At 47.5% G+C, this 23,550-nt stretch carries 22 protein-coding genes; 9 read left to right on the forward strand and 13 right to left on the reverse strand.

What is annotated here, in order from left to right; translation table 11 throughout:
- Nucleotides 1-2: 2 nt before the first annotated feature.
- Nucleotides 3-2,177 carry an S-layer homology domain-containing protein gene (locus tag IPG41_01500; GenBank protein ID QQR55218.1) on the reverse strand — a complete coding sequence of 725 codons (2,175 nt, stop codon included), beginning with the start codon at nt 2,175-2,177 and terminating at the stop codon, nt 3-5.
- A 90-nt stretch (nt 2,178-2,267) separates the two neighbouring features.
- On the opposite strand from IPG41_01500, the gene priA reads away from it, so the two are divergent.
- A complete protein-coding gene (gene priA, locus IPG41_01505) occupies nt 2,268-4,217 on the forward strand; it encodes a primosomal protein N' (protein ID QQR55219.1) in 1,950 nt (649 codons plus the stop codon).
- 2 nt (nt 4,218-4,219) lie between these two features.
- Here the strand turns inward: priA and IPG41_01510 are convergent, their stop codons facing one another.
- Nucleotides 4,220-4,687 (reverse strand): hypothetical protein, encoded by a 468-nt coding sequence (locus IPG41_01510; protein QQR55220.1) that lies wholly within the window; start codon nt 4,685-4,687, stop codon nt 4,220-4,222.
- A gap of 61 nt (nt 4,688-4,748) precedes the next feature.
- Between IPG41_01510 and trpS the strand changes: the two genes are divergently transcribed.
- The 7 genes from trpS to IPG41_01545 all read left to right on the forward strand — a co-directional run bounded on the left by trpS (nt 4,749) and on the right by IPG41_01545 (nt 12,682).
- Complete coding sequence (gene trpS / locus IPG41_01515; protein ID QQR55221.1) at nt 4,749-5,714, forward strand: tryptophan--tRNA ligase; 966 nt, start codon at nt 4,749-4,751, stop codon at nt 5,712-5,714.
- A gap of 11 nt (nt 5,715-5,725) precedes the next feature.
- The gene (locus IPG41_01520; protein ID QQR55222.1) at nt 5,726-6,352 is read left to right on the forward strand and encodes an S-layer homology domain-containing protein; all 627 of its coding nucleotides are present in this window, start codon (nt 5,726-5,728) and stop codon (nt 6,350-6,352) included.
- Nucleotides 6,353-6,423: 71 nt separating this feature from the next.
- Nucleotides 6,424-8,427 carry an S-layer homology domain-containing protein gene (locus IPG41_01525; protein ID QQR55640.1) on the forward strand — a complete coding sequence of 668 codons (2,004 nt, stop codon included), beginning with the start codon at nt 6,424-6,426 and terminating at the stop codon, nt 8,425-8,427.
- 52 nt (nt 8,428-8,479) lie between these two features.
- Entirely contained in the window at nt 8,480-10,141 is a 1,662-nt protein-coding gene (locus IPG41_01530) for a CTP synthase (protein QQR55223.1), read from the forward strand.
- On the forward strand, nt 10,113-11,489 hold the full coding sequence (locus tag IPG41_01535; GenBank protein QQR55224.1) for a hypothetical protein: 1,377 nt from the start codon (nt 10,113-10,115) through the stop codon (nt 11,487-11,489). Before IPG41_01530 ends, IPG41_01535 begins: the two co-directional genes overlap by 29 nt.
- Nucleotides 11,490-11,493: 4 nt before the next feature.
- On the forward strand, nt 11,494-12,288 hold the full coding sequence (locus IPG41_01540) for a prolipoprotein diacylglyceryl transferase (GenBank protein ID QQR55225.1): 795 nt from the start codon (nt 11,494-11,496) through the stop codon (nt 12,286-12,288).
- Complete coding sequence (locus IPG41_01545; protein QQR55226.1) at nt 12,266-12,682, forward strand: hypothetical protein; 417 nt, start codon at nt 12,266-12,268, stop codon at nt 12,680-12,682. Before IPG41_01540 ends, IPG41_01545 begins: the two co-directional genes overlap by 23 nt.
- A gap of 2 nt (nt 12,683-12,684) precedes the next feature.
- On the opposite strand, the gene greA is transcribed toward IPG41_01545, so the two are convergent.
- From greA to IPG41_01590, 9 genes are read right to left on the reverse strand one after another with little or no spacing between them, the layout of a single operon-like run.
- Nucleotides 12,685-13,194: a transcription elongation factor GreA gene (gene greA, locus IPG41_01550; protein ID QQR55227.1), complete on the reverse strand. Its 510-nt coding sequence runs from the start codon at nt 13,192-13,194 to the stop codon at nt 12,685-12,687.
- 31 nt (nt 13,195-13,225) lie between these two features.
- On the reverse strand, nt 13,226-14,542 hold the full coding sequence (gene rpoD, locus IPG41_01555; protein ID QQR55228.1) for an RNA polymerase sigma factor RpoD: 1,317 nt from the start codon (nt 14,540-14,542) through the stop codon (nt 13,226-13,228).
- Nucleotides 14,543-14,544: 2 nt separating this feature from the next.
- Complete coding sequence (gene dnaG, locus IPG41_01560) at nt 14,545-16,302, reverse strand: DNA primase (GenBank protein QQR55229.1); 1,758 nt, start codon at nt 16,300-16,302, stop codon at nt 14,545-14,547.
- A gap of 26 nt (nt 16,303-16,328) precedes the next feature.
- Nucleotides 16,329-16,898 (reverse strand): hypothetical protein, encoded by a 570-nt coding sequence (locus IPG41_01565; protein ID QQR55230.1) that lies wholly within the window; start codon nt 16,896-16,898, stop codon nt 16,329-16,331.
- 19 nt (nt 16,899-16,917) lie between these two features.
- Complete coding sequence (locus IPG41_01570; protein QQR55231.1) at nt 16,918-17,451, reverse strand: hypothetical protein; 534 nt, start codon at nt 17,449-17,451, stop codon at nt 16,918-16,920.
- A gap of 25 nt (nt 17,452-17,476) precedes the next feature.
- Nucleotides 17,477-18,535: an undecaprenyl/decaprenyl-phosphate alpha-N-acetylglucosaminyl 1-phosphate transferase gene (locus IPG41_01575; GenBank protein ID QQR55232.1), complete on the reverse strand. Its 1,059-nt coding sequence runs from the start codon at nt 18,533-18,535 to the stop codon at nt 17,477-17,479.
- Between the two features lie 30 nt (nt 18,536-18,565).
- Nucleotides 18,566-19,210 carry a tRNA pseudouridine(55) synthase TruB gene (gene truB / locus IPG41_01580; protein QQR55233.1) on the reverse strand — a complete coding sequence of 215 codons (645 nt, stop codon included), beginning with the start codon at nt 19,208-19,210 and terminating at the stop codon, nt 18,566-18,568.
- 5 nt (nt 19,211-19,215) lie between these two features.
- Nucleotides 19,216-20,526 (reverse strand): UDP-N-acetylmuramoyl-L-alanyl-D-glutamate--2,6-diaminopimelate ligase, encoded by a 1,311-nt coding sequence (locus IPG41_01585; GenBank protein QQR55234.1) that lies wholly within the window; start codon nt 20,524-20,526, stop codon nt 19,216-19,218.
- Between the two features lie 53 nt (nt 20,527-20,579).
- Nucleotides 20,580-20,942 carry a riboflavin kinase gene (locus IPG41_01590; GenBank protein QQR55235.1) on the reverse strand — a complete coding sequence of 121 codons (363 nt, stop codon included), beginning with the start codon at nt 20,940-20,942 and terminating at the stop codon, nt 20,580-20,582.
- A gap of 47 nt (nt 20,943-20,989) precedes the next feature.
- Here IPG41_01590 and IPG41_01595 point away from each other — a divergent pair, with 47 nt between their 5' ends.
- A complete protein-coding gene (locus IPG41_01595) occupies nt 20,990-21,391 on the forward strand; it encodes a hypothetical protein (GenBank protein ID QQR55236.1) in 402 nt (133 codons plus the stop codon).
- On the opposite strand, the gene IPG41_01600 is transcribed toward IPG41_01595, so the two are convergent.
- Both IPG41_01600 and IPG41_01605 read right to left on the reverse strand, forming a co-directional pair.
- Nucleotides 21,372-22,556 (reverse strand): O-antigen ligase family protein, encoded by a 1,185-nt coding sequence (locus IPG41_01600; GenBank protein QQR55237.1) that lies wholly within the window; start codon nt 22,554-22,556, stop codon nt 21,372-21,374. The genes IPG41_01595 and IPG41_01600 overlap by 20 nt on opposite strands.
- The gene (locus tag IPG41_01605) at nt 22,556-23,545 is read right to left on the reverse strand and encodes a hypothetical protein (protein QQR55238.1); all 990 of its coding nucleotides are present in this window, start codon (nt 23,543-23,545) and stop codon (nt 22,556-22,558) included. The genes IPG41_01600 and IPG41_01605 overlap by 1 nt, the downstream gene beginning before the upstream one ends.
- Nucleotides 23,546-23,550 lie beyond the last annotated feature (5 nt).

The raw sequence follows: 23,550 nt of genomic DNA on the forward strand, positions 1-23,550 counted from the left end.
CTTCACTCGCGTATCAAATCCATGACCACTAAGTAACGGTAAAGCTCCACGGCCATTTCAGATCGAGAGCGCCCTTCAGTGGCTTCAAAAACAGTGCCAGGTTCTTCTTCTAAAATACCCAATTCCGAAGCCTCACTCACATAAATGGAGTACCAGGCATGGGAGTTCAAATCTTCATAAGGCAATTCCTCCGTCACCGTCCCTTCTTGAAGGCCGGCCTCATAAACATTGAAAAGCATCTTCAAGGCCTCCACCTTGTTGACCGGTTCCCCGGGCTTAAAGCTGCCATCCGCGTAACCATTCACCCACCCCTCTTCTTTGGCATAACAAACGTATTTAGCGTACCACGCGGTGCCCACATCGCTAAAACAGTTATTGTAATGAGCTCCAGGAGTGTAACCTCGACCTTCGATCAAAATCTTCAAAAGTTCTGCACGATTGATGGTGACCTCAGGTTTGAAACTTCCATCGGCATACCCTTGAAAAACGCCTCCTTCCACCAAGGCATGAATCTCGGCATAGCGAGAATGAAGATAAGAAACATCCGAGAAAATCCATGCTTCAGGAGTTACGGCAATTATGGAACTCGCATCCACAATGGCCACTCCATTTTCATTGTAAGTTTCCAATTCAAAATAATAGGTTTCCCCCGCCTCCAAACCGCTGATGGTTGCAGAAGTGGTGTAGGCATGAGGAATGACTTGAGTGAATTCCAAATCGTCGTCTTCGGTTCCATAGTGCACTTCATACGAAAAGACCGAGTCCCGCACCAAACGATTCCAATCCAAAGAAACGGAATCCTCATCATAAGAGATCACGCTCAAAACCAAGGTGTTGAGCTCTCCTTTATCGCTCGAAGAAATTTCCCCTTCCTTCGTACCGGCATCTTCATCAGTATGAGTCGTTTCCACCTCCACCTGAGCATTGGGAGCCCCAAATTCAGCCCAAAAATTATAAAGATGCCCCTCATCGAAATCGGTGACTCCATTGAGTTGCGACGCCTCCGCATCCAAAGGAGAAATCACCGCCACTACTCCTTCCACGCCACTCAAATCGGAAAGCTCCAAAGCCTCCTCCATGACTTCATCGGGACCTATCGTTTGAGAAGTAGATCGGAGCAAGTTTGCACCCTGCTCGTCATAGGGCACCAAAGTGACCGCAAAACGGATGTTTTCAGGTTTTTGAATATGGAAATAAAAACTGGAATCCGAACCCGTGTTTTCAAAATAGATGTAATTGCTGCCATACAAAGCAGGAGCATAGTTGGAATCCAATTGCTGATAATCCGTCCCCGTCTCCCCTTCCAAAAGCAAAACCGAAGGATATAAATTTCCTTCTTCATAAGGTTCAAGGCTCAAATTCCAAAGCGTGAACTGACGAAACACTTCGTTGAATTCATCCCCCCGAGCGGCCACCACACTTCGAACAGTTTCATACAGTCGAAGGTCACTTTCATATTCCACTTCAGAAGCAATATACGCTTCCCAAATTTCTTTCACCACATTGTCATTATAGTATTCTGACAGAAAGCGAGGCCAAATGTTGAGTCCGTATTCAAACAAAGAACCCGTGGGAACAAACGAGGCAAAAATGGAATAATCCGGATAGTCAAAAAAGTCGGCCAAATAATTCACATAATCATTGATGGAATCGTATTGCAGATCCTCCACCCAAGTGGCCGTGGCCTCAGCCCAGTTGATGCCAGGATAAGTGTAGGCGAAACTCACTCCATAACCGAATTGAACCGTATGAAAAATTTCATGGCCCGTCGTGACCTGCAAATATTCTTCAGAAAGCCACGGATCCAAAGCCACATAAGGGTCCCCATTGCTGAGCAAACTGGTCACCCCCAAACTCCCGGACGCAAGATATTGATCCGTATCGTCCAAAACAATCAAAAGCAGCTCCCCTTCTTCCATGGGGTCTGGATAATGAAGGTCTTCTATTAAAACTCCATACGCATACTCGGCAGACTCAGCCACAATGTCCACAATATCAGGAAGATCATTGCCATCTTCATCCGCTTGCTCCATCAAAAGCTCAGAAAATTCAATACGATAATGCTCCGTTTCATAGGAATACTGCTTGATGAGACCATGCCCCAACTCCACCGCTTGAGCAAAATCAGGTGTGAGTAAAAGAACAAAAAAAGGAAGGACGTAACGAAGGTTTTTCATAAAATATAAGAAGGCGTGAAGCAGGCGCCTCATTAAAACACAGACTCGCACTTTTTGTAAAACCCTTTATAGTGAGACAAAAATCCCCCTATGAACTACGCCGACGTTTTCGTTCAGCATCCTTATTCTCGCAAACAAGCCTCCTTCGTTTATAAAATCAAAGAAGGAATGCACCTTCAAGCCGGAGACGGCGTGCTGGTGCCCTTTCAAAAAGGAGAAAAACTGGGCCTGGTGCTGCGAATCCATCAAGAAACCCCTTCCTTCAAAGTCAAAGAAATCACTTCTCTTCTCGAAGAGCAACCGCTGCTCTTTCCTTGGCAAAGGGAACTGGCACAATGGATAAGTGAATACTATTTTTGTTCATTGTGGGATGCCCTACGCCTCTTTTTACCCAAAAACATCTTTAAAAAAAGCCGGGCTAAGAAAGTTATGAACAAAAAAAATACCCAAGAAAAAAACGAGAAAATACTCAATGAAGAGCAGCAAAAAATCCTCGATTTTTTCTTCCAAAAAAAACCTAAAAAAAGCCTCATCCAAGGGGTAACCGGCTCTGGCAAAACCGAGATCTACAAACGGCTCATCCAAAAAACACTAAAGGAAGGGGGACAAGCTCTGCTCTTGGTGCCTGAAATCTCACTCACACCTCAATTCATCCATTATTTTCAAGAAGATTTCCCTGACCTCGCCGTGATGCACAGCAGAGTGAGTGAAGGCGAGCGTACCGAGCAATGGAGAAAAATCAAAAAGGGAGAACTGAATCTTGTGCTCGGTTCCCGCTCCGCTACTTTTGTGCCCTTTAAAAATTTACAACTGATTGTGATGGATGAAGAGCATGAATGGAGCTACAAACAAGATCAAAGTCCTCGCTATCACACCCGAACCGTGGTGGAAAAAATACAAGAACTGAGCTCCTGTGCCCTGGTCCTCGGCTCCGCCACTCCCAGCCTCGAAAGTCGTGCCCAGGCCGAAGTAGGAGCATTGACCCACTTCACCTTGCTCAAGCGGGCCCTAGGAACTCCTTTACCCAAGGTAGAAATCGTCGACATGCGCGACGAATTGAAAAAACAAAATTTCAGCATGTTCAGCGAAAAGCTTGAACAAAAAATTAGATCAGCTCTCGACGCCAAAGAACAAGTTTTGCTCTTCTTGAACCGACGCGGCTCCGCCAGCTCCACCCTCTGCCGAGAGTGCGGCAAAGTCTGCGAATGCCCCGATTGCCATTTCCCTTTCACCTACCATGCTCGAAACTTCTATCGACCTCTTTTGCTATGCCACCATTGTGGAAAGCAAGTGCCTTTACCCGAGCACTGTGAACGCTGCGGCAGTGTGCGCATCAAACAATTGGGTGGAGGAACCGAGAAAGTGGAAAACGAATTGCAGCGCCTTTTCCCACAAGCCCGATTGGCTCGCGCCGACAAAGACACCATGAGCAAAAAAGACAGCTTCACAGCTCTGCATCAAAAAATGAAAAATGAGGAGGTGGACATTCTCATCGGCACTCAAATGATCGGCAAAGGTTGGGATCTGCCCAAAGTCAGCCTCGTGGGTATTTTGCTCGCCGACATGGGTCTCAACATTCCCGATTTCCGCAGCTCAGAACGAGGCTTTCAACTGCTCACTCAAGTGGCAGGCCGGGCCGGACGCGCCGACACTCAAGGCCAGGTGCTGGTTCAAACATACAATCCTGAACATCCAGTGATTCACTACGTGCAAAATCACGACTACGAAAGCTTTTACGAACAAGAAAAATGTTCAAGAGAAATCGATTTACTTCCTCCTTTTGGAAAAATCGTTAAAGTGATTTTTTTAGAGAAAAGTGCCACACTCTCAGAAAAAAAGGCCAAAGCCCTCTTAGAATTTTTACAAAACGACCTCTCTCATAAAAGCTACGCTGCCCCTGCTTTTCTAAACAAAACCAAAGGCAAAATCCAATGGAATGTACTGGTGCAAGGCCTTCATCCTCGCAAGCTGATCCAAAACTGCCCCAAAGAACTCCTAGAAGGGGCCCGCATCGACGTGGACCCTATGATTTGCATTTAAACTCACTCCGTCACTTCTGTTTCAGGTTCCTCCAACTCTGATTCTTCTACCACTGTCCTCACGGTGTTATAAATGCAAGCCATTTCTGTATTGACGCAGACATCTAAAGCACCACTGTAATCTCCAGGAGTGATCGGATCCATAAGGAAACTAATCTCCAAGGACTCCCCCAGGGGCAAGTTCTTTTTGTAATCAAAACTCATAAAGCCAAAAAAGTCGAACTCCCAGCTTTCAACATAGGCAGGAACCGACTCTTCCATAAGAATCCCTTCCAAGTAATCTAGGCCAACATCAATACTGGTCAAAGTTTGAGATTCAGTGGATTCATTTGTAACTTTCAGAACAATATCAAAAGTCTCACCCACTTGTACCCGACTGGGAGCATCAATGGTGACTGTAACATCTTCAGGATAAACACATCCATTCAAAAGAAGGGCAGAAAGAGCAATAAATAAAAGAATTTTTTTCATATAGAGGAGTGTACTCACATCTTAGCTTTTTTTAAAACAAAAATTAAGCTATAAATAGCCCATGCGCATTCTTTCTGGAATCAAACCCACCGGACGACCTCATCTTGGAAACTATTTGGGCGCCATGCGAGAGCACATTGCCCTGCAAAATGAAGGCCATGAATGCTTATATTTTGTGGCCGATTACCACGCCCTCACCACGGTGAAAAACGCGGCCGATCTCAAAGAATTTCGCCGCGGAGTGGCTCTCGACTACCTCGCCCTTGGACTCGATCCCAACAAAGTGACTTTTTTTTACCAAAGCGCTGTTCCCGAACATGCCGAACTCGCTTGGATTTTAAACTGCATCGCCCCTCATGGGCTCCTGGAACGCGCCCATGCTTGGAAAGACGCTCTCGCCAAGGGTCAAAGGGAAATGAATGTGGGGCTCTTCACTTATCCAGTACTGATGGCAGCGGATATTTTGATTTACCAAACCAACCAAGTCCCTGTGGGCCAAGATCAAAGACAGCACGTGGAAATAGCACGAGACATTGCCGAAAAATTCAATGGACATTTCGGAGAAACCTTCACCCTTCCTGAACCTCGCATCGAGAAATCCGTGGCAACTGTCCTTGGAACCGACGGACAAAAAATGAGCAAAAGTTACGGGAACACCATCTCTATTTTCGACGACGAAGCTGTCATTAAAAAACAGATCATGGGCATCAAAACCGCCAGCATCGATTTGAAAGACCCCATGCCCATTGAAAATGATCTCATTCTAGGACTTTATGAACAATTTTCTAGTTCACAAGAACTCGACGCCTTAAAAGCCAACTATCGAGCTGGCGGCTTCGGCTACGGAAAGGCCAAAGAAGCTCTCTTTGAAAAAGTACTGCACTTTTTTGCAGAAGCACGAGCTCGTCGTAAAGAACTCGAAAGCTCTCCTCAACTTGACGAACTCATGGAGCTTGGCGCTCAAAAAGCACGCACGCTCGCTCAAGCCACCATGCACTTGGTTTACAAAAAAATAGGCCTCGATTGACCCCATGCCCCATGAAAAAACTCCTCGCCCTTATCTTAAGCCTCACCTTATCGGCTCCTTTATCCCTGGCAGAGAGCAGTGCCTTGGACTGCAGCCATCCCTTTGCCGACCTCACCGACCATTGGGGTGAGAATTCCATCTGCGAGCTCTATGAACTGGGAGTGGTGAGCGGCTACTCCGAAAAAACCTTCAGCCCCAACACTGAAATGACCCGCGCCGAGTTCGTTAAAATTCTCGTCGAAAGTTTGGGATACCACGTTTATGCGGTTCAAAGCGCCGCCTTCACCGACCTTCATCCTCAAGATTGGTACTACGCCGTGGTGAGCTTCGCCCGGTCCAAAGGCTTTATCTCGGGTTATTCAGATGGGAGCTTTCATCCCAACGCCCCCATCACTCGGGCAGAAGCAGTGGAATTGCTCATGAATGCCTCGGGCCACTCCAGTGCCGACACCACGAATTTAAACCACCAATTTTACGATGTCACTGCCGAAGATTGGTTTGCCCCCGCCTTGGCCTTAGCCTTAGAAAACGACATTGTTCAAGGATATGGAGACGGAAGTTTTCGCCCAAATAACCCTATTTCCCGAGCCGAAGCTTGCGAAATTTTGGTAAACGCCTTAACCACGGTACTCAATTAAAAAACTCTTCCAAAACGCTTGAAAAAAAGCTCATTTTCGGGTAGAATAGAGAGATTCATACAAAAACAAAAATGTCCAAATCCAAAAAAATAGTCTTCGCTTTATTCGGCCTCGTGGTTTTAGGAGGTCTTGCCTTCGCTGCAAGTCAAAGCACTTGGCTTAAGGGAACTTTTGGACAAAATCCAGGAGGGGGTACCGCGGGATCAGGAGGTCTAGGTACAGATCAAACTTCTGAAGGCGGGACAGAAACCGACGAAGAAGAGGTGCCCACCGACACCGGCTCAGGGGGGAGCGGCACTCTACCCGTGAATCCAAACTTTGGCGGAGGTGGCTTATTTCCACCCAGTGGAACGGGCTCAAACGATACACCCGTCTATATCTACCTGAGTGTAGAAAGTCAAAATGGAGATTTTATAGAAGGGTTGAGTGAAAATCAGTTCAGCAGCGACGAAGAATTTTTAAGTTTTGAAGAAGAAAACAGCTATTACCGAATTGAAGTCGCCGAAGAAGGCAATTACGAAGTGACCGTTCAAGAAGCGGGTTACATCACTCGCAGCGGAACCTTCAGTGCTGAAGAGGAAGACGACACCATATCTGTTGAGGCCTTGGAATTGCCCTATGGTCACGTGATCACGGTAGTGAGCAACACAGGCAGCAGTATTTCAGGGGCAAGTGTCAAAATAAGTGCCTCTCGTTCCAGTTTAACTCCCTGCGTGAATTACGAAACCAACAAATACGGATGCACCCTTGCTCCTTCCTCTACCACTCGAGCCCAATACACCGTCAGCAAAAGCGGTTACAGCTCCGCTTCTGGAACGTTCAGCCGTTATTACACCCGCACCAGCCTGACTTCCGTAACCGCCACTGTCACTCTAACGCCAGTAGTAGCCACGCCCGATGAAGAGGAAGCAGATGAGGAAGGAGACAGCGACACCCCTTCTCAGGAAACCGATCCCAGTAATGAAGATGAAGACACCGACTCGACTGGAACCGAATCCACTCCCTACTCTTGTGCAGATCTCGAACTGCTGCCCAATGGCTACCAGTTGAGTGCCAATGAAAATGAAAAAGAAGTCGCCCTTCGCGTCACCTTGGAGTTCAACAGGCCCAGTGGCTCCCCAATCAAATGGAATGATACTCTTATCTTAAGTTCCAGTGGAGGCCAAAGCTTTGAAAGCAGCACAGGCACCACCGGAAACCCTCTTCGTGTGGACCTTTCCACCACCACGGGTGACGACGTGAGCATGGACTTTTTGGTCACCGTAGGAAATGGCGACATCATCAACGCTTACCTCTCCCGCGAAAGAAGTGCCTGTAACGATCGTCTCGTGGTGACTCAAGCCAGCACAGACAATGAAGGAAACGACGACGATGATGACAATGATGATGACGATTCAGACTCCGCCAACATCAACGTCGGATCTGGAGGCTCTTCTTCCAGCTCTCGTGATACCATCCTTTCCAGCGAAGACTACACCTGCACCGACAGCTTCACCGACACCGAAAACATCTGGGCCGAAGAAATCATTTGCCGTATGTACCGAGCCGGCATTGTGGAAGGACGCTTTCCTCCTTATCTTTTCGTGCCCAACGACGGCATTAAAAATTCCGAAGCCATCAAAATGATCGTAGGTTTGCTGCAAGAAGAAGAGGAAGAAGATGCCTATGGACTCAGTGAAGGATTTACAGACGTCAAAAACAACGACTGGTTTTCACCCTGGGTGAAACTGGCAGAAGAAGCAGACATCATTCGTACCCGAGACTTCGGAGGCTATTTCTTTCCTGAAGAAAGAATCACTCGTTGCCAATTGGCCCTGAACATTGTGCGTGCCCTTGAAAGAACAAGTTACAATTACGAAATGGATTTCAGCGACATGGACGGAGACGAATACTGCGCTTACGCCGTGGACATTTTGAGCGAAATGGAAGTGGACGTGCCTTACGATGATGACAACGATGAAGTACCCGTCATTGAAGGTTATTCCGACGGAACCTTTCGCCCCTACCGAACGGTCAGCCGCGACGAAGCCCTGGCCATGATCTACCGCGCCTACCTCGCGGAACTCGCGGAGTAAAAATCCCCCATTTTTCATTTGCGATTCTTCGGGAGCTCGCTATACTGTAGCCATGCCGACCAAGTACATCTTTGTCACGGGTGGAGTTTGTTCGAGTTTGGGCAAGGGAATTGCCACAGCTTCCATCGGTGCTCTCTTGAAATCGGCGGGGTTTAAAGTCTTCACCATGAAGCTCGACCCCTATTTGAACGTGGATCCTGGAACCATGAGTCCTTTCCAACATGGAGAGGTCTTTGTGACCGACGACGGCGCCGAAACAGACTTAGACCTAGGTCACTACGAACGCTTCATCGATGAAAATCTCAGCGTGCTTTCTTCTGTTACAACAGGAAAAATCTACACCGAAGTGCTACAAAAGGAACGCCGTGGAGACTATTTGGGCGGAACCATTCAAATCATTCCCCACATCACCGAAGCCATCAAAGGGCGCATCAAAGAAGCGGCCAAACAAAGCGGAGCGAAAATTGTGATGGTGGAAATTGGAGGAACTGTCGGAGACATCGAGGGCTTGCCTTACTTGGAAGCCATTCGTCAACTGCGTCACGAGCTTGGGAAGGAGAACACATTATTTGTTCATCTCACCCTGCTCCCTTACTTAAAAGCATCGAAAGAGCTCAAAACCAAACCCACTCAAGCTTCGGTGCGCGAACTGCGCTCCATCGGTTTACAACCCGACATCATCCTGGCTCGCGCCGACAAAAACATCCCTTCTGAACTGCTCAAAAAGATTTCGCTTTTCTGCGATGTGGAAGCCAAATGCGTGATTCCTGCCGTGACCGCCAAATCCATTTATGAAGTGCCTTTGAACTTCAACGAATATCAAATCACTGAACTGGTCGCTGAAAAATTGCATCTCGGCAACGTGAGCCCCATGCTCGAAGACTGGCAAACCCTCGTCTCCAAAATTTTGGCAAAACGCGAACCTGTGGCCATCGCCCTCGTGGGCAAATACACCGACCTCGACGACGCTTATCTTTCTGTGATCGAATCGCTCAAAATTGCCTGCTACCACCAAGATCTAGAGCTGGATCTGCATTGGATCGACGCTGAAAAATTACAAGAGCAAGACGAAGAAACCTGGAACGAACTGCGCTCCGCTCAAGGCATCTTGGTACCCGGAGGTTTTGGCATCCGTGGAACCGAAGGCAAAATTCTCGCCGCGAAGTACGCCCGTGAAAACAAAATCCCTTACCTGGGACTCTGCCTGGGCTTACAAATCATGACCATTGAATACGCCCGCACAAAACTCAAAAACCCTGCTCTCACTTCCGAGGAATTCGATGAATCACAAGAGCTTGATCCTGGCGAATATGTGATCCACTTTCTGCCCAACCAACACCGCAATAAAGAAAAAGGCGGCAGCATGCGCCTCGGGGCCTTCCCTTGCATGCTCAAAGAAGGCACGCTCGCTCACAAATTGTACGGCCGAGACATGGTCATGGAACGCCATCGCCACCGTTACGAAATCAACAACGACTTTGTAAAAAAACTGAAAGACAGCGACTGGACCCCTTCCGGAATTTTTGAAGAAGGCAACTTGGTTGAAATGGCCGAACTCAAAAACCACCCTTTCATGATCGGGACTCAATCTCATCCTGAATTTTTATCTCGCCCTCATCGGCCTCACCCGCTCTTTGCCGGATTCATTGAAGCCGCCAAGGAATTAAAAGCCATCCCCACGCCCAATGGCTCAATTTCAGTACACAGCAGTTAACGCCTCCGGGAAAAAACTTTCCGGCATCATTGGCGCCAACACCGAAGACGACGCTCGAAAACAATTGAACACCTTTGGTATTTCGCTGCTCTCCATTGATCAAATGGGGGAAACGCCCGTCGCCACCGTCACTCACGAACCCGGCACCAGCAGTGAGTTGCCCAAATTTGAGTTCGAAGCTTATGACAAAGCCGGAAGAAAAGTGCTGGGAACCATTCCCGCCACCAGCGGCTACAAGGCCTTCAAGCGACTCATGGAGGAATATCAGTTTGAAGTCTCTTATGTGGTGCCCGCCGGAGCCAGTGAAGAGGATCGCCTCAAAGCCAAACAAGAAGGGCTCGCCGTTTTAAAAGCCGAATATGAGGCCCAGCAAAAACAAAAAGATGCAGCCGAAGCTCAAAGTGAAAAAATGAGCGCCGAATTCGAAGTCAAACGCCAAGAACTCCTCAAAAAAGTGGATTTCATCTTGAGCAAAATCAAAGAACTTGTGAACACCTTCGCTTCAGATCTCAAGCCTGAAGCTCTCAAGCTCATTCAAGGTTACGTGGATAAATTGCTGCGCATCAAGAGCAGCACAAATTTAGATTACATTGAACACACTTCTGAAGAATTGCTGAAAAAAGTCCAGGACCAAGAACTGTTCCTGACCAAAGAAAAAATGGGCGCCGAACGCGATAAACTCAAATGGGAGGCTCAAAAAATGATGGCCGAATTGCACTCCAAACCAGCGGAATTGGGGCTAAGCGAAAACATTGAACATCTGCACAGTCAATGGACGGGATCTAAAAACCCTTTCATTCAAAGTTTGGGCACTTTTCTGGAACGCTTTGTTCCCTCAGCAGAAGAAAAAGACTTGCAGCAAAGGATCAAAACCATTCGAAATCAAATGTGGACGTATCAAAAAATCGTATGGACCGCACCGGCTTCCACCAAAGAAGACGCCAGGGCCAGCTTGTTCAGCCTCAAAGAGGAGAAAAAAAGATTGGAGCAAGAATTGCGAAGCTTAGTACGAAAACGCAAACAAGAAGCTTCCAATGAAGCGGATACCCCTGAACCTCTCATCACCGAAGAAGTGAATGGCTTCCTGGCTTGGCTACTGACTTTTTATTTGGCCGCCTATTTCATAAGCTATTATGCCAGCGCCAAAACCTTGCCGGGCGGCAATCCATTGCCTGGGGATTTCAATCTGCTGGATTCTGAACTGCTCCGAAACTTACTGCTCAGTGTTTTTATTTGGCATGTGCTGCTCAGCTTAAAACTGGAACACTTGCGTTACACCCAATGGGCAACGGCTTTAACTCTTGCAGTTGGGGTTCTACTCAACGCCGCTCTCGTGTACAATCTGTGAAGTTATGATTCCTATTCTGTACGAATCCGGTTTTATTTCCATCCAAACCCTCTGGGTCTTCGCGGCCATCGCGGTACTCATCTCCAGTTATCTAGCTATTGAGCGACTCAAAAGAGCTCGTGTCAATTTCACTTTGCTCATTGAGCACAGCACCTTCATTTTAATTTGGAGCCTCCTTGTATCCCGCACCTTGTTTTTCATCACGAACCACGATATCTATCGCCCCGCTTTCGACCTCAGAACTTTTTTCAGTTTCTTCTCCATTTGGGACCAAGGCCTTTCTTTTTGGGGCGCCATTTTTGGAGGAGGAATCGTGCTTTTCCTTCGGCTGAGAAAATCCGAAGAAAGCCTTTCTCGTTGGGCCGACGCCCTCATGGTGCCTTTGCTAGTGGGCCTTGGCATCGGAGCTCTGGGCGCCTTTTTAGGGGGATACGCCTACGGCACACCCACCGAACTTCCCTGGGGAGTGCTCTATGAAAGTTTCAATGTGAAATACACCGTGCCCATTCATCCGGTGCAACTCTATGAATGCTTGGCCATAGGATTGATTTTAGTCGGGAAACGCGGCTTGCAAAAAAAGACCTCTTGGTTCCAAAAAGACGGAAACTCCGCCCTCTACTTTGCAGGCAGCTACAGCTTCATCTGCTTTTTTCTTGAATTCCTAAGAGGAGATGATACACTCCAGCTCTTGGGTATTCGCCTCACTCAAATTGCTTTTTTCTTTTTAACCCTGCTCTTCGCTTTCTTCATTTGGAAGCGCCTTAAACACCCTCACCATGGATCTCCTAAAACTCTTTAGTCCAGCTTACCTCTTCGATGCTTTTCCTGGCGCTGAATTTCCTTCACGCGTTTGGGTTTACGGCTTTTTCTTAGTGCTTTTTCTCTTGGGTTTAGTCCTGCCCCGCTACTTAAAAAACCGACCCCAAGCAAAAATGGAGCGCGTCTTTTTTGGAGGAATCCCCTATCGACTTTGTGAATTCGCCGTCGTAGGACTTTTCTTCACCTTCTTAAGAGATCAAAATGTGCCTTACCTCGGCATGCGCGTATGGATGCTGGCCGTCGGCCTCTTCCTGCTCATCTACTTACTGTACGTTTGGAGGAACTACCGCAAAAACTTTGCCACAGTGCTTCTCGCCAAAGAAAGCAAGAAAGAAGTGGATAAATATCAGCCCAAAAAGAAGACTCGCAAGTAAAGCTAGGCCAATTTCAAAACCTCATAATCGGTTTTTCCATCCTTCATACTCACCGTCACCACATCGCCCACTTTAGCTCCAATGAGGGCCATCCCCAAAGGCGCTTCGTTAGAAATGCGACCATTGAAGGGATCAGCCTCTGTGGAACCTACCAAAATCAAATCAAACTCGGTCTTTTTCTTTAGATCCTTGATTTTAACTTTGGTTCCAATTTCCACCACTTGCTTGGAGTGAGACGTGGTGTCCACCACCTTGGCACTCTTGATCATTTCTTCGAGTTCAAGGATACGTCCCTCCATAAAAGCTTGCTCGTTCTTAGCTTCTTCATATTCGGAGTTTTCAGAGAGGTCTCCATAACTGATGGCCTCCTTGAGACGTTCAGCCACTTGGCGACGACGAGTGGTGCTTAAAAGTTCGAGTTCATCTTGAAGAGCCTTGAGGCCTTCTTTGGTCACAACCAAGGCTTCATCATTTGAGCAGCTTGGGCTTTTTGGTGGTTTTGCGGTTGCCATAAAGGGTTTGTTAAGAGTCTAAGGGTTAAAATCAGAAGTATGAACGAATCTTAATGCTCTTGGGATGTTCGCGCAATTTGTGAAGCACCTTGGCTTCAAGCTGACGGATACGTTCACGAGTCACGCCAAATTCATTGCCCACTTCTTCGAGCGTGTGCCCAATACCATCCTTGAGCCCAAAGCGCATCTCAATGATTTTGCGTTCACGAGGCGACAAATATTGCAGCATCTCATGGATATTCTCTTTGATGAGCTGGCGATTCGTTTGCTCGGAAGGACTGAGTGCATCGTCGTCTTCAATAAAGTCTCCCAGCTTGCTGTCTTCCTCGGCGCCCACCGGGGCTTCGAGAGAAACAATATCTTGAGAAATTTTAAGAATATGGCGCACCTTCTTCTCATCCATATCCATTTCAGCCGCAAGTTCTTCAATCAGCGGCTCACGCCCAAGTTCCTGCACCAAGCGGCGCTGGGTGTGAGTGAGTTTGTTGATGGTCTCCACCATGTGCACCGGAATACGGATGGTGCGAGCCTGATCCGCAATGGCACGGGTGATGGCTTGACGAATCCACCAAGTGGCATAGGTTGAGAATTTGAATCCTCGGTTTGGATCGAATTTTTCTACCGCACGGAAAAGACCAATGTTTCCTTCTTGAATGAGGTCCAAAAAGCTGAGCCCGCGTCCAATGTATTTCTTGGCAATCGAAACCACGAGACGAAGGTTCGCCTCGGCGAGTTTGGCCTTAGCCGATTGATCGCCCTTCGCAATCTTGCGTGCGAGATCCGCCTCTTCTTTTGCCGTGAGCAAATCCACTTTCCCAATTTCACACAAATACATGCGAATGGAATCGTTTGCAATTTCCGAAAGATCGACGGTCTTTTTTGCCTTGTCCTTCTTTTTTTGAGCCGCAGCCGCTGCTGCGGCTGCATCGTCGTCATCGTCCTTTTTTTTCTTTTTGGCGGCTTTGTCTTCTTCAAGTTCATCTTCCCCATCTGTTGCCCCTTCAGCAAATTCATCTTCCGGCCCCGCTTCCACATCCGCAAGTTCCAAAAGATCATCGTCCAGCAAATCTTCATCCGAAGGACCCTCCTCCACTCCTTTTTCTTCTTTCTTTCCCCAGATCATCTCATCTTTTCGATCGATGAGTTCAATGCCAAGCTCCATGAGAAGCGTATAAACTTCATCGGCAAATTCAATGTCCTCTTCCAAGTTGGGAAGGGCATGCATGAGTTCTTGTTGAGTGACGAAACCGCGTTGACGACCCTTATCGACTAAATCCCGCACTTCTTGAGGATATTTAGCCAAGTTCTCTTCAGAGAAGTGAGCGATGAACTTCTTCGTTCGGGCCATGATTAGAGGGTTTCGAAGTAAAGCAGCGTGAGGACTTTGACGAACTCTTCTCGAGCGCCTTCGCTCGTGGGGTTTTTCACCTCGGCTTCAAAGGCGATTGCGCGAAGTTTTTCAACCTGTTCCAGACCACTCCAAAACGTCTCGTCCACCGTGCCCGCACGATTATAGTGATCTTCAATCTGTTTGTAAATGGAACTTGCAGGCACTTCCGTGCTGAGTTTGGCAAGTTGAGCCGAAAAGTCTTGGCGGAAGTCCAAATAATGGCCTTCTTCAAGGCGGTAATAAGGTTTGATGAGGTCTTGTTGCTCAGCATTTTTTACAAAAGTTTCAAAACCATCAAGGCCTTTCCATAACTCAAAGAAAAGGTCTGGATATGTAAGGAGCAAGCCCAAAAAATAAGTGACCAAGCGTTCTTTGTGCGAAAGTTTGCTGCCAAGAACTTCTTCCGTCTTTGCATGACTTCGACGAGGATTCACCTTCATCTGCTTCAAATAATCATAAAGCATCTCCACCGGCGTACCCACTTCCTTAGAAAGTCGCTTCAAATAATGGTCTCGCTCCACCGGATGCTCCACACCCCGAAGCAGTTCTAAAAAAGCATCCGAAAAAGCCTTCTTCCCCAGCGGCCCACCAAGGTCGAATTGCTTTTGATATTTTTCAAAATAAAAATCCAAATACGGCACTCGTGCCGAAACCGCATCCACCCACAATTGTGGATCTTGTTTCACGGCATCCGCAGCGTCTTTCCCTTCTGGAATTTGCACCACATGAATCTCAAGCCCCAGCGGTTGAGCAGTGAGCACCGCGCGTAAAAGTGCATCTTGCCCCGCCCCATCCGAATCAAAGGCCAAAGCCACTCGTTTAGTAAAACGTTTCACCAACTTGAATTGCTCCTCCGTAAGCGCCGTACCCGAAGTTGCCACCACATTGTTGACGCCCGCCTGCCAGGAGGCCATCACATCAAAGTAACCTTCCACAAAAACCGCCAAATCCTCGTCCTTCACAAAGGGTTTCGCTCGATTCAAATTGTAAAGCACGCTGCCCTTGTGATAGAGCTCGTGTTCCGCAGAATTCAAATATTTAGGGTTGTCGCCCTTCTTAAGAGCGCGTCCACCAAAGGCAATTGTGTCCCCTTGCACATCGTGGATGGGGAACATCAGCCGCAAACGGAATCGATCGATCACTTCACTGGCTTGGGCATCGCGAGCAAGCACCAGTGTGCTGCGCAAAAGATCGTTTTTTTCATGTTTTTTTTCCAGCAAGGTTCGGTACAAAAGGTCTTTTCCATCCGGCGCAAAACCCACTTCAAAAGTTTTAATCGTGGCCTCGTGCATACCGCGCCCCTGGAGGTAAACGAGCACTTTTTCGGCATCTCCTTTTTCGAACAATTTTTGAACAAAAAAATTATTCGCATCCTCGTGAGCCGCCTTGAGTCGCTCTTTATCATCTTTCGAAATTTTAGGTGTAGATCCTGAAAATTTCGGCAAATCCACATGTGCTTTCTCTGCTAAAATTTCGAGGGCTCCTCGAAAATCCACACCCTCAATGTCTTGAATGAATTGAAAGATGTCCCCGCCCTTTTGGCAGGAAAAACAATAAGCCAACTGCTTTTCGGGGCTGACGTAAAAACTCGGCGTTTTTTCCTGATGAAAAGGGCAGCACGCCTTCAAATATTTGCCGCTGCGTTTGAGTTGCACATAGGGCGCCACAACGTCCTCCACCGAAAGTTTGGATTTGATTTCTTGAACCGGATCGAGCATTGAGGGGCTTAGAGAGCCGGATTATATCACAAAGCTTTAAATTCCACGCTTTCCTTGAACAAAGTGCGGATTTCCTCGTAACGAAGTCCAGGGCAAATTGCGGCCGGAGAAAAGACTCCATAAAAATCGGTACCCTGTTGGTCAAATAAAAATTCCAGGCCCGTGAAGCCCTCACATATTCCTCCTTCTGAATCCCATTCAAAAGCTTGAGCAGAAGCAAGTTCCATCTCTCGAAGGCTTTCTATGGGATTTCCATCGTCATACTTTTGATCACTCAGATACTGCTCTGCCGGAGACAAAGCTTCCCTTCCAAAACTATTAACAACAAGCGCGGGGCCAGCATGTTCATAAACTCCCCCCTCCTCATTCCATTGCATAAAAATCAAGGTTTCTCCATAAGAGCCTTCCCCCACCGTTTCACGGAAAATAAAGAGGTCACCAGGGTAATCAAAACTGAGCAAATCATCGGAATATTGTTTCACCGAAGTCTCTTCCATAGAAGACAGATCGGTAGACTCGTCTGCGGGAGCCACCGTATTGCACGCCGAAACCAAAGCGAGTGAAAGGACTGCGACTAAAGAAAAAAGCTTTTTCATGATTTCCAGGTTTTATGATTTAAAGAGTTTGAATATTCAAGTTTTTCAGAATTTGATCCAAAGCTTCACGCCCAGCCTCGGCATCGGCCTCAGGACAGGTCTTCAAGACAAAACGCAGCACCTCTTCAGAAAAAGGAACCAAAGTCACACTCAGCGCGCAAGTGCCCTCCGCATCCATAAATTGATAAACATCATACGATCCGACCCGAACCGGCGCCCCGGCTTTTTCGGCATCTTCAGCCACTGCAGCCACCCAATCGCTCATCACTTCCAGGCTGCTGCCTCCTAAAATTTCAAAGTGAGGCACAGAGGCATCCGCCGTTTCCATCAAAGTCATCAGACCTCCATCGTATTTCATGGAGTAAGAAAAAGTGCCATTTTTACTGGAGAAAGCTGCATCCAGTGGCAATTCCATCGCGGCTTCAGAAGAAAGGCTCACCACACCCTGCAAGTCCGTGTTAGACACTTCCAAAGGTTCTTCGTCCACTTGAGGCTGACAAGCGGTCACGAGCAAAGAGAGGGAAAAAAAGGCGAACAAGAGTTTTTTGGGCATGGAGGAGGAAAAAGACAGCCTCAGTCTAACTCGCTGGTTTTTTGGAGTAAAGCAAAAGCATCAATAAAAGCATGAAACCCAGCACCAAGATCAACGCCAGCAACTTGCCTTCCGTGTGCAGCAACAGAGCCAGCGAACCGAAAAGCGCAGAGCTGAGGGTGTAAAAGAGAACAATGCCCCGATCGGAATAACCCGCTTTTTGCAAACGATGATGCAAATGCCAAAGATCCCCCTTAAACGGCGATTGGCCCTTGAAAAGGCGACGCAACAAAACCCAAACAAAATCAAAGAAAGGAAAACTCAAAACCAAAAAAGTGGTGGCTATTTTTCCTCCAGAAATGAAAGCCGTCACGGCCAGCAAAAAACCGAGCACCATAGAGCCGGTGTCTCCCAGCAACATTTTGGGTTTAGGAAAATCCCAATACAAAAAAGCCAAACTCGCTCCAAACAAGATGGCCGAAAAGGCCACCGCCAAGGTTTGATCCACGGAATGAAAACCCGGCCTCATGCTCAAAACCAAAAGCACAAAAGACGCCACCGAAGAAACGCCGCTGGCCATGCCGGGCACTCCATCGATCCAATTGAAGGCATTGACCATGGCCACCACCCACGCCACCGTCAACAAGTCGGCTAAAATCGTAAACGTAAACGTGAGTTGCCCCAAGGTTACGGGGAACTCCCACACATCCAAAAGAAGGGGTTCGGGACCAAAAGGATTGGTGATGGAGCTCACTCCAAGGCCTCCCAAGACCAGCAAAAGCGCAGCCACGATTTGAATGGCAAAACGAAGGTAAGGGGAAAGTCCACGGCGATCATCCCAAAAACAAGTGATGGCCAAAAGAAGCGTGGCCAAAAGCACCGCTAAAACAGAGGGGCTCAAAGGCAAAAAATGCAAAACGGTGAACAAAATACCCAGCACCACCGCCACTCCCCCAGGGTAAGGAATAGGAGCACGATCATGACCGTAACGCTCCGGCCTATCCATCAGCCCCCAGCGAGGGAAAAAACGATGCGCTAAAAAAGAAAGCCCAAAAGTACTGACGAAAGCCGTTGAGAACAAAGCCAAACAAGAAAGAAAAGGCATGGATTATTTATCTCACAGAGCTTAGAAATTTCAAAGCTTAAATTCACCAACGCGAGTGCGTCGAAGACCCGTTAAAATGGCTCCACAGCCCAATTTTTGCCCCAAATCGTGCACCAAGGACCGAACATAAGTGCCACTGGAAACCCGAACTTTAAAAGTGAGGCGCGGCAAGTGCAATTCCAAGTCCTCACCTTGCATTTCCACTTCCACCGCTTTCAACTCCACAGGTTTGCCAGCACGAGCCAGCTCATAAGCCTTTTTACCCTGAATTTTTTTAGCGGAAAAAGCAGGGGGCATTTGCAAAGTTTTGCCCCAAAAAGAAGCCAGCACTTCTTGAACAGTTTTTTTGTTCAATTGACCTAAGTCAAATCCTGTTTCTTTCACCTGCCCCTCAGAATCGTAAGTGTCCGAAATTTTGCCCAACTCCGCTTCCACTTCATATTCTTTATCTGCCTTCATGTACTGCGAAATTTGCTGGGTGGCTCCTCGCCCCACCGCCACCACCAAAAGTCCCGTTGCCAAAGGATCCAAGGTGCCCAAATGTCCAATTTTTTTCTCCTTCAAAAGGCCGCGCAGTTTGGCCACCACGTCGTGGCTGGTCCAAGCCGTGGGCTTATCCACCAAATAAAAACCTGGCACATGGGATTCACGAAAGGGGAAAGGAAAATCACTCATATAAATCAATTTAGAGGCACCTCAATGTCCATGGGACGACTTAAAATTTCACGCACAATTTTGCGATCATCATGCGGAATTTTGGTTTTGCCCACCACTTGAAACTCCTCGGCTCCCTTTCCGGCCACCACCACCGTATCCCCCGCCCGAGCCAGGCCCAAACCAAGACGTATGGCCTCCCGTCGATCTAAAATCTGCCAAAACCCTTTGCCTTCTTCTCGAGGAATCCCCTCGCGCACCATGGCAGCAATCCTCAAATGGTCTTCTGTAAAAGGATCGTCATCGGTTAAAATCACCCCGTCCGCATACTTGTGAGCCACCGCCCCCATTTTAGGCCGCTTTGTAGTGTCCCGGTCACCCGTGGCCCCAAAAACCACAATGAGCTTTCCCGGTGTGAGTTCACGGAACATGCTGAGCACTTGATCGAGAGAATCCTCGGTATGAGCATAATCCACCACCACCGTGAACGGCTGCCCCTCTTGAATGACTTCAATGCGACCCGAAACCGGCGTCATGGCATTCAGTGCCGTTTGAATGCTTTGCAAGTTGATACGATGAGCCGTCGCTACCGTCGCCGCCGCCAAAGCATTGTAGACGTTCATACGTCCCGGAATGTGCAAGTCAATATTCACTTCTCCATTTGGAATCCGATACAAAAAGCGCGTCCCATCCGGACGAGTTTCCAAATTGCGAGCCACATAGGCCCCCTTTACCACTCCATATTCAAAGACTTGATCCACCGGAAAATCTCTAAAATAAGGCCCGGCAGCTTCATCCATATTCACCACAGAAACTTTGCCCATGCCCGGTTTGCGCGGAGACACATTGAGCTTGGCAAAAAGACGTCCTTTGGCCTTCATGTATTCCTCCATCGTTTGATGGTAATCCAAATGATCTTGAGTCAAATTGGTGAAAACCGCCGTATCGACATTGATGCCCCAAATGCGATTTTGAATCAGAGCATGGCTGGTCACTTCCAAGACCAAAACTTCACAACGCGCATCCGCCATTTCTCGGATTTTGCGATTCAAATCGAAAGGGCTCATGGTGCTCTGCTTGGTCAGGTTCACTTCCTCTTGATCTCCCACTTTAAAATTCACTGTGGTGAGCAAACCCGTGCGCTTGCCGGCAGTTGAAAAAATCTTATGGATCATATTGCACGTGGTGGTCTTGCCCTTGGTGCCTGTGACCGCAATCACCACCATATTTCGCGCAGGAAAACGATAAAAAAGCGCCGCACAAACAGCCTTCCATTTATGATAGAGCAATCGCAAAGGATGCTGAGGCGGAACAAGCTTGCGGAAAAAATCCTTCATGGCATGGGGTCAAGCGGGGCCATTATAAAAGTCCACCCCTTGTTTGTACACGTCTAAAACAAATCTAAAACAGACCTGACTTTTTCCACATCCTTTTGAATGTGCAGCTTCAAAGCTTCCACGGATTCAAAAGTCTGCAATTCCCGGATTTTTTTCACCACCTCCACCGTGGCCTGTTCACCATAGACCTCACCCTCAAAATCGAGCAAAAAAACCTCGACTCGAACCTGAGCGTCTTTGAAAGTCGGCTGCGGACCAAAACTCATGGCCCCTTTAAAACGACCTTTTTTCAAAGTGACCCAAACCGCATAAACTCCATGTTCCAAACCTGAAAAGTTCCCTTCTACATTCAAAGTGGGAAAGCCCATAGCGGCCCCCCGCCCCGCCCCGTGTACGATTTCACCTATAAGTTGCATCAAAAAAATGCTATCATAAAGACAGTCCAAAATTAACCCCACGCTTCATGTACACTTATTATGGAATTTGGATCGACCACGCCAAAGCCTTCGTTCTCAAAGGCAACAAAATGGGCGAGTTCACCTTACAATTCTTGGGCTCCAACGTGGAACCCCACAATCACGGAGGGGAAAGTGCCGAACACCTCACCGTGACCAATCAACACCGCCACGAAGAACGCCGCAAAAATGAGATGAAAGCCTTCTCACGCGAAATTTTAGAACTCATCAAAGACCCGGACGAAATCGTGATTTTTGGACCCGGCACCGCCAAACACGCCTTCAAACACGAACTCGAGGCACACAAAGCTTTGGCCTCCAAACTCAAAGGCGTAGAAACATCCGACCACCTGAGCGAAGCCGAGCTCAAAGAATTTATGAAAGACTATTTCAATTTGCCTCAACATTAGAGGCCCCAAAACTCAAGTTTGAAAAAAGCAGCAGGTAAAAAAACAAATCGTTTTTAAACCAAGGCGTGTCGATGAGGCCGTGAATAAGAAAGTAGAGCAGTACATAAGTCGCAAAAAGGCGCACTCCTCGGCTTTTTTTAGCCGTGAACAGGGTCCACAAACAATGCCCCAAAAGGAACACGCTAAAAAGCAGGCCCAAAAGCCCATGGTTCACCCAAAAAAGCAGAAAGACATTGTGCGGCTGCAAAACGACATAATCCAAAGGTTCACTCCCCAAAACTTCCGCTACATTTTGCTCGTAATGCATTTGGAATTGACCCAAGCCCAAGCCCAAGAAAAAATGCCGAGGCTGCTCGAGCAAAAAGGCCGTGGTCTGCCAAATTTGGCCGCGCTCATCCAAACTGGAATAGTCGGTTTGAAGTGTGGGTAAAATCTTCACATAAAAGGCAAAAATCAAAAAAATCAGTCCCAATACCCCCACCAAACCTTTGAACCAAAAAGTCTTAAAAAACGGCAGCGGAGCAGCCCTCAGTCCATAAAGCCCAAGCACACCCAAAGCCCCCCCCATGGCACCAAAAGAACGAGTGGCCAAAATCAAAAGCCCCGTGATTAAAAAGGGAATCCAAAGCCGCAAACGCTTTGGTTTTTCCACGAGTTCAAAGGCAAAAAACAAAAGCGCCGGAATCAAATAAATCGCCAAATAAACAGCAGAATCCAAAGGACCTGCCAAACGCCCATCGAGCATCACATTGAAACCAAGTGCGTTGTAAAGCACAGAAAAAAGTCCGAAACAAAGCGCCCCATACGAAAGAATTTTAAGCCCTTTCCAACGTTGTTCGTCAGTGCTGTAGGTCTGCAAAAACGTGACCGCAAGCAGCGTTCCAAAAAAGACAAACTTGGCAAAACGCAGAGCATTCACCGCATCGAGCAAAGGCAGCCACAATAAACTCAACAAAGAAAGTCCTACAAAAATCAGCAAAACTCTTTCACCAAAAAAACCCTTTAAAACAGCTCTGGGTCCCTTCACCACCACCAGGCAAAAAAAGGCAGCCAAGATCAAGATTTCTTGCAGATTGCTGGGGTAGAATCCAAAAGAAAAACGCAGCAAATAAGACTGCAAAAAAAACAAATTGAGCCCCAGTAAAAAAGGAAGTATTTTTTTCATCACAATAAGCTTGCCATAAAAAACCAAAAAAGAAAGGCATGAGAAGCGGTCAAGTGCGGCCACTCTAAAAACGCCAAAAGCCCAAAACAAAGAAGGCTGGTTGCCAAAGCAAAACGACCTTGAATATCCCTTTCTTGAATCCAAGGCAAAGTTTTGGCCAAAAGCCAAAGACCGGAAGAAAACAGCAAAATCAAAGCAAAAAAGCCGGGAAAAGAATCAAAAAAAGGCAAGGGAGGCAAAAGTAAAAATCCCTTTTGATGAAGCCAAAAAAGGCCGCCATAAAAGACGAGGCTCCAGATGCCCACGGCCAGCAGCCGCCAAACCCGCTTGGGAAGCCGAAGCAGCGCAGAAATTCCAAGACAAAAAAGCACCACCCAAAACACCCATAAAGCTTGCAGCAGGATCAGTGCTATCCCTGTCATCAAAAGCACTCCCAAACTGAAAAGCAAATCTTGTTTAGAACTGAAAAAAACACTTCGTAAAAATGAAAGCACAAAAGCGGAGCCAAAAATCACTAAAAGGGCTCCCTCACCCCCAAACGGAGCCTCTAAAGGAAGCACCCCTCCACCACGTGAGAGAAAGGTCTGAACCACTGAAAGCGCCAAAAATAAAGCAGCGACCATAAAAGCTCTTTGAGACAAAAGCAGCATGGAAGCTTTTTCACGAAAAATACTGCGAGCCATCACAAAATAAAGCAAAGGGAAAAGTAAAACTGTTTTAAGCCCCTCCAAGCCCAAGCCCAATTGTAAAGTCCAAATCCCGAGGCCCAGCACAAAAAGAGGAACAGGCCACAGCTTCCATTCGTGACGGCGAAAAGACTCATGTTCGAATAAAAAGTAAAACAAGATCGCCGCCAAAAACACCTCCGGTAAAGTCACCGGCACCCCTAAAAAAATCCCCTGAACCACATACAGGGGGAAGAGTAAGGGCAAAAGGGCCACCAATCGAGGAAAGAGTCCACCCGGCAAAGGCCTCAAAAAAACACTCATAAAAT

This window comes from Candidatus Peregrinibacteria bacterium, from assembly GCA_016699145.1.
Lineage (GTDB): Bacteria > Patescibacteriota > Gracilibacteria > UBA1369 > 2-02-FULL-48-14.

Excerpts from the sequence above, each read along its gene's own strand:
- trpS (QQR55221.1), top strand. The coding sequence starts at position 4,749 with ATGCGCATTCTTTCTGGAATCAAACCCACCGGACGACCTCATCTTGGA.
- IPG41_01510 (QQR55220.1), bottom strand. The coding sequence starts at position 4,687 with ATGAAAAAAATTCTTTTATTTATTGCTCTTTCTGCCCTTCTTTTGAAT.
- IPG41_01585 (QQR55234.1), bottom strand. The coding sequence starts at position 20,526 with ATGAAGGATTTTTTCCGCAAGCTTGTTCCGCCTCAGCATCCTTTGCGA.
- priA (QQR55219.1), top strand. The coding sequence starts at position 2,268 with ATGAACTACGCCGACGTTTTCGTTCAGCATCCTTATTCTCGCAAACAA.
- truB (QQR55233.1), bottom strand. The coding sequence starts at position 19,210 with ATGAGTGATTTTCCTTTCCCCTTTCGTGAATCCCATGTGCCAGGTTTT.
- IPG41_01530 (QQR55223.1), top strand. The coding sequence starts at position 8,480 with ATGCCGACCAAGTACATCTTTGTCACGGGTGGAGTTTGTTCGAGTTTG.
- IPG41_01595 (QQR55236.1), top strand. The coding sequence starts at position 20,990 with ATGTACACTTATTATGGAATTTGGATCGACCACGCCAAAGCCTTCGTT.
- IPG41_01500 (QQR55218.1), bottom strand. The coding sequence starts at position 2,177 with ATGAAAAACCTTCGTTACGTCCTTCCTTTTTTTGTTCTTTTACTCACA.
- rpoD (QQR55228.1), bottom strand. The coding sequence starts at position 14,542 with ATGGCCCGAACGAAGAAGTTCATCGCTCACTTCTCTGAAGAGAACTTG.
- greA (QQR55227.1), bottom strand. The coding sequence starts at position 13,194 with ATGGCAACCGCAAAACCACCAAAAAGCCCAAGCTGCTCAAATGATGAA.
- IPG41_01605 (QQR55238.1), bottom strand. The coding sequence starts at position 23,545 with ATGAGTGTTTTTTTGAGGCCTTTGCCGGGTGGACTCTTTCCTCGATTG.
- IPG41_01520 (QQR55222.1), top strand. The coding sequence starts at position 5,726 with ATGAAAAAACTCCTCGCCCTTATCTTAAGCCTCACCTTATCGGCTCCT.
- IPG41_01545 (QQR55226.1), top strand. The coding sequence starts at position 12,266 with ATGGATCTCCTAAAACTCTTTAGTCCAGCTTACCTCTTCGATGCTTTT.
- IPG41_01535 (QQR55224.1), top strand. The coding sequence starts at position 10,113 with ATGGCTCAATTTCAGTACACAGCAGTTAACGCCTCCGGGAAAAAACTT.
- IPG41_01600 (QQR55237.1), bottom strand. The coding sequence starts at position 22,556 with ATGAAAAAAATACTTCCTTTTTTACTGGGGCTCAATTTGTTTTTTTTG.
- IPG41_01590 (QQR55235.1), bottom strand. The coding sequence starts at position 20,942 with ATGCAACTTATAGGTGAAATCGTACACGGGGCGGGGCGGGGGGCCGCT.
- dnaG (QQR55229.1), bottom strand. The coding sequence starts at position 16,302 with ATGCTCGATCCGGTTCAAGAAATCAAATCCAAACTTTCGGTGGAGGAC.
- IPG41_01570 (QQR55231.1), bottom strand. The coding sequence starts at position 17,451 with ATGCCCAAAAAACTCTTGTTCGCCTTTTTTTCCCTCTCTTTGCTCGTG.
- IPG41_01525 (QQR55640.1), top strand. The coding sequence starts at position 6,424 with ATGTCCAAATCCAAAAAAATAGTCTTCGCTTTATTCGGCCTCGTGGTT.
- IPG41_01565 (QQR55230.1), bottom strand. The coding sequence starts at position 16,898 with ATGAAAAAGCTTTTTTCTTTAGTCGCAGTCCTTTCACTCGCTTTGGTT.
- IPG41_01540 (QQR55225.1), top strand. The coding sequence starts at position 11,494 with ATGATTCCTATTCTGTACGAATCCGGTTTTATTTCCATCCAAACCCTC.
- IPG41_01575 (QQR55232.1), bottom strand. The coding sequence starts at position 18,535 with ATGCCTTTTCTTTCTTGTTTGGCTTTGTTCTCAACGGCTTTCGTCAGT.